Source organism: Rhizobacter sp. P3_B12, assembly GCF_056402895.1.
In genome coordinates this window covers 1-2,867 of record NZ_JBFUGN010000801.1, presented here as the reverse complement: position 1 = coordinate 2,867, position 2,867 = coordinate 1, and the positions used below count along the sequence as shown (strand labels likewise).

The following is a 2,867-nucleotide window of genomic DNA, read 5'->3' as shown; positions in this document are numbered from 1 at the left end:
GCGTCATCCACACCGACGACATGTAGTTCAGCGTCATCGACGTGGCCAGCGGCAGGTTGCTGATCGAGTAGAACCACAGGCACAGCGCCGACACGCCGGTCAGGCTGCGCCAGAAGTGCATCGAGGGCACGTTGGTGCGCAGCGTGCCGCCGCGCCAGCGCGTGAGCGCCGCCAGCAGCAGCGTGCCGGTCAGGCCGCGGTAGAAGACGATCTCGCCCGGCGGGTAGTAGGCGGAGGCGAGCTTCACGCAGACCCCCATGCTGGCGAACAGGAACGACGCGAGGATCATCAGGACGGGGGCGGAGCGCATCGGGCGATTCTCGCCCGATGCGCGATGTCCCGTCAGACGGCCAGCTTCATCGCCTTGCGGTACCAGGCATGGAACTCCTCCATGCCGTCTTCCATCGGCGTCTGGTAGGGGCCGACCTCGTTGTCGCCGCGCTCGTGCAGCGCACGCCGGCCCGCATCCATGCGCAGCGCGATCTCGTCGTCCTCGACGCAAGTCTCGAGGTAGGCCGCCTGGTTCGCGTCGACGAACTCGCGCTCGAAGGCGGCGATCTCTTCCGGGTAGAAGAACTCGACGACGTTCAACGTCTTCTGCGGCCCCTTCGGGTACAGCGTCGACACCACCAGCACGTGCGGATACCACTCGACCATCACGTTCGGGTAGTAGGTGAGCCAGATCGCGCCGTGCGCCGGCACCGGGTTGTCGAAGCGGCCGCTGCGGAACGCCAGCACCGCGTCGTGCCACTTGCGGTAGGTGTCGGAGCCGGCCTTCGCGAGCGCGTTCTTCGGGCCGACCGTCTGCACCGAATGGTGGCGGCCGAACTCCCAGGCCAGGTCGTCGCAGCTGACGAACTGGCTCAGCCCCGGGTGGAACGGGCCGACGTGGTAGTCCTCCAGGTAGACCTCGATGAAGGTCTTCCAGTTGTAGTCGCACTCGTGCATGTGCACGCGGTCGAGCACGTAGCCGCTGAAATCCAGGTCGGCGCGCGGGCCGAGCGCGGCCAGGTCGGCGGCCACGTCGCGGCCGTTGGCCTCGAAGACCAGGCCGTTCCAGGTCTGCGTCTTGTAGCGGTTCAGGTGCAGGCAGGGGTCGGCCGGGAAGTGCGGCGCGCCGATCAGCTGGCCCTTCAGGTCGTAGGTCCAGCGGTGCAGCGGGCACACGATGTGGCTGCCGGTGTTGCCGCGCCCGCGCAGCATCACCGCCTGCCGGTGCCGGCAGACGTTGGAGATCAGCTCGATCCCCTGTGCGGTGCGCACCAGTGCGCGGCCCTCGCCCTCCTGGGGCAGGGCGTAGTGGTCACCGATGTCGGGAACCGCGAGTTCGTGCCCCAGGTAGCGGGGCCCATGCTGGAAGATGAGCTCCATCTCGCGGCGATGGAGGTCGTCGTCGAAGTACGCGGAGACGGGGAGTTGGGCGCTGTGGGGTTTGCTTTGGCGCTCGAGAGCTGGAAGAGCGAGGCTCAGGTCGGACATGATCCCGAGGGTCTCCTATAACCGATGTGAACGTGCCACCACGGGGCGCTGCCGGGGGTGGGAGGTCTCGCTGCGCACGGCGCGTTGGAACCAGCGAGGGCGGGATTGTAGCCGTGGCGCCGCAGGTCGTCCCTCTTTGGGGGGATGAAGTGATGAAGCGGCCGCTCGGGCCTGGGTCTCGGGATGGTCGCTGACTACAATGCTCGTTTTTGTGTCACGACATGCCGAAGACCTCTTCCACACCCGCGCAGACCGATGCGCCCGCCAGCTACGAAGACGCCCTGTCCGAGCTCGAGCGCCTGGTCGTCGCGATGGAGGGTGGGCAGCTTCCGCTGGAGAAGCTGCTTGAAAGCTACAAGAGGGGTGCAGATCTGCTCAATTACTGCCGCGAGCGCCTGAGCGCCGTCGAGCAGCAGGTGCAGGTGCTCGAAGAAGGCCAACTGAAGCCGTGGTCCGGGGGATGAGCTTGATCGAATTTGATGAATGGGCGCGTGCCGAGCTGGAATCGGTCGAAGCCGCGCTGTCGCGCTGGGTGCCCGCCGAGGCCCCGGCCGGACTCGGCCAGACGATGCGCTACGGCGTGCTCGACGGCGGCAAGCGGCTGCGCCCGCTGCTGGTGCTGGCGGCGGCCCGGGCGGTCGACGGCCAGTGCGAGGCGGCGTTGCGGGCCGCCTGCGCGGTGGAGCTGATCCACGCCTACTCGCTGATCCACGACGACATGCCCTGCATGGACAACGACGTGCTGCGCCGCGGCAAGCCGACGGTGCACGTTCAGTACGGCGAGGCGCAGGCGATGCTGGCCGGCGACGCGATGCAGGCGCTGGCCTTCGAGGTGCTGACGCCCGGCGAGGGCGTCGAGCCGGCGCTGCAGGCCCGCTTGTGCTCGCTGCTGGCGCGTTCGGCCGGCCATGCCGGGATGGCCGGCGGCCAGGCGATCGACCTCGCCAGCATCGGCGCCACGCTCGACGAGCACACGCTGCGCGACATGCACCACCGCAAGACCGGCGCCCTGCTGCAGGCCAGCGTGCTGATGGGGGCGGCCTGCGGGCGTACGAATCCGGTGGCCTGGCAGGCGCTGGCGGAGTATGGTGACGCCCTGGGCCTCGCGTTCCAGGTGGTCGACGACATCCTCGACGTGACGCAGGCCTCCGAAACCCTCGGCAAGACCGCCGGCAAGGACATGGACAACAACAAGCCGACCTACGTCAGCGTGCTGGGCCTGGAGCCCGCGCGCCGGCATGCCGCGCAGCTGCGCGACCAGGCCCAYGCGGCGCTGTTGCGCAGCGGCCTCCCGAGCACCGGCCTGCTGGGCATGCTGGCCGACAAAGTGGTCGAACGTGACTCCTGAACCGCCGATGAACCACACCCTGCTGCACACCATCCAGAGC

4 protein-coding genes are annotated in these 2,867 nt (G+C 68.5%); 2 read left to right on the top strand and 2 right to left on the bottom strand.

The window, feature by feature from the left end; translation table 11 throughout:
- Positions 1–310 (bottom strand): EamA family transporter (locus AC1D01_RS28235; RefSeq protein WP_477872317.1); only part of this gene is annotated, 310 nt, incomplete at its 3' end.
- Between the two features lie 32 nt (positions 311–342).
- Positions 343–1,479: an aromatic ring-hydroxylating oxygenase subunit alpha gene (locus tag AC1D01_RS28230; RefSeq protein ID WP_477872315.1), complete on the bottom strand. Its 1,137-nt coding sequence runs from the start codon at positions 1,477–1,479 to the stop codon at positions 343–345.
- A 221-nt stretch (positions 1,480–1,700) separates the two neighbouring features.
- Here AC1D01_RS28230 and AC1D01_RS28225 point away from each other — a divergent pair, with 221 nt between their 5' ends.
- Both AC1D01_RS28225 and AC1D01_RS28220 read left to right on the top strand, forming a co-directional pair.
- Complete coding sequence (locus AC1D01_RS28225) at positions 1,701–1,943, top strand: exodeoxyribonuclease VII small subunit (protein ID WP_477872313.1); 243 nt, start codon at positions 1,701–1,703, stop codon at positions 1,941–1,943.
- Positions 1,940–2,827 carry a polyprenyl synthetase family protein gene (locus tag AC1D01_RS28220; protein WP_477872311.1) on the top strand — a complete coding sequence of 296 codons (888 nt, stop codon included), beginning with the start codon at positions 1,940–1,942 and terminating at the stop codon, positions 2,825–2,827. The genes AC1D01_RS28225 and AC1D01_RS28220 overlap by 4 nt, the downstream gene beginning before the upstream one ends.
- The last annotated feature ends 40 nt before the right edge of the window (positions 2,828–2,867 follow it).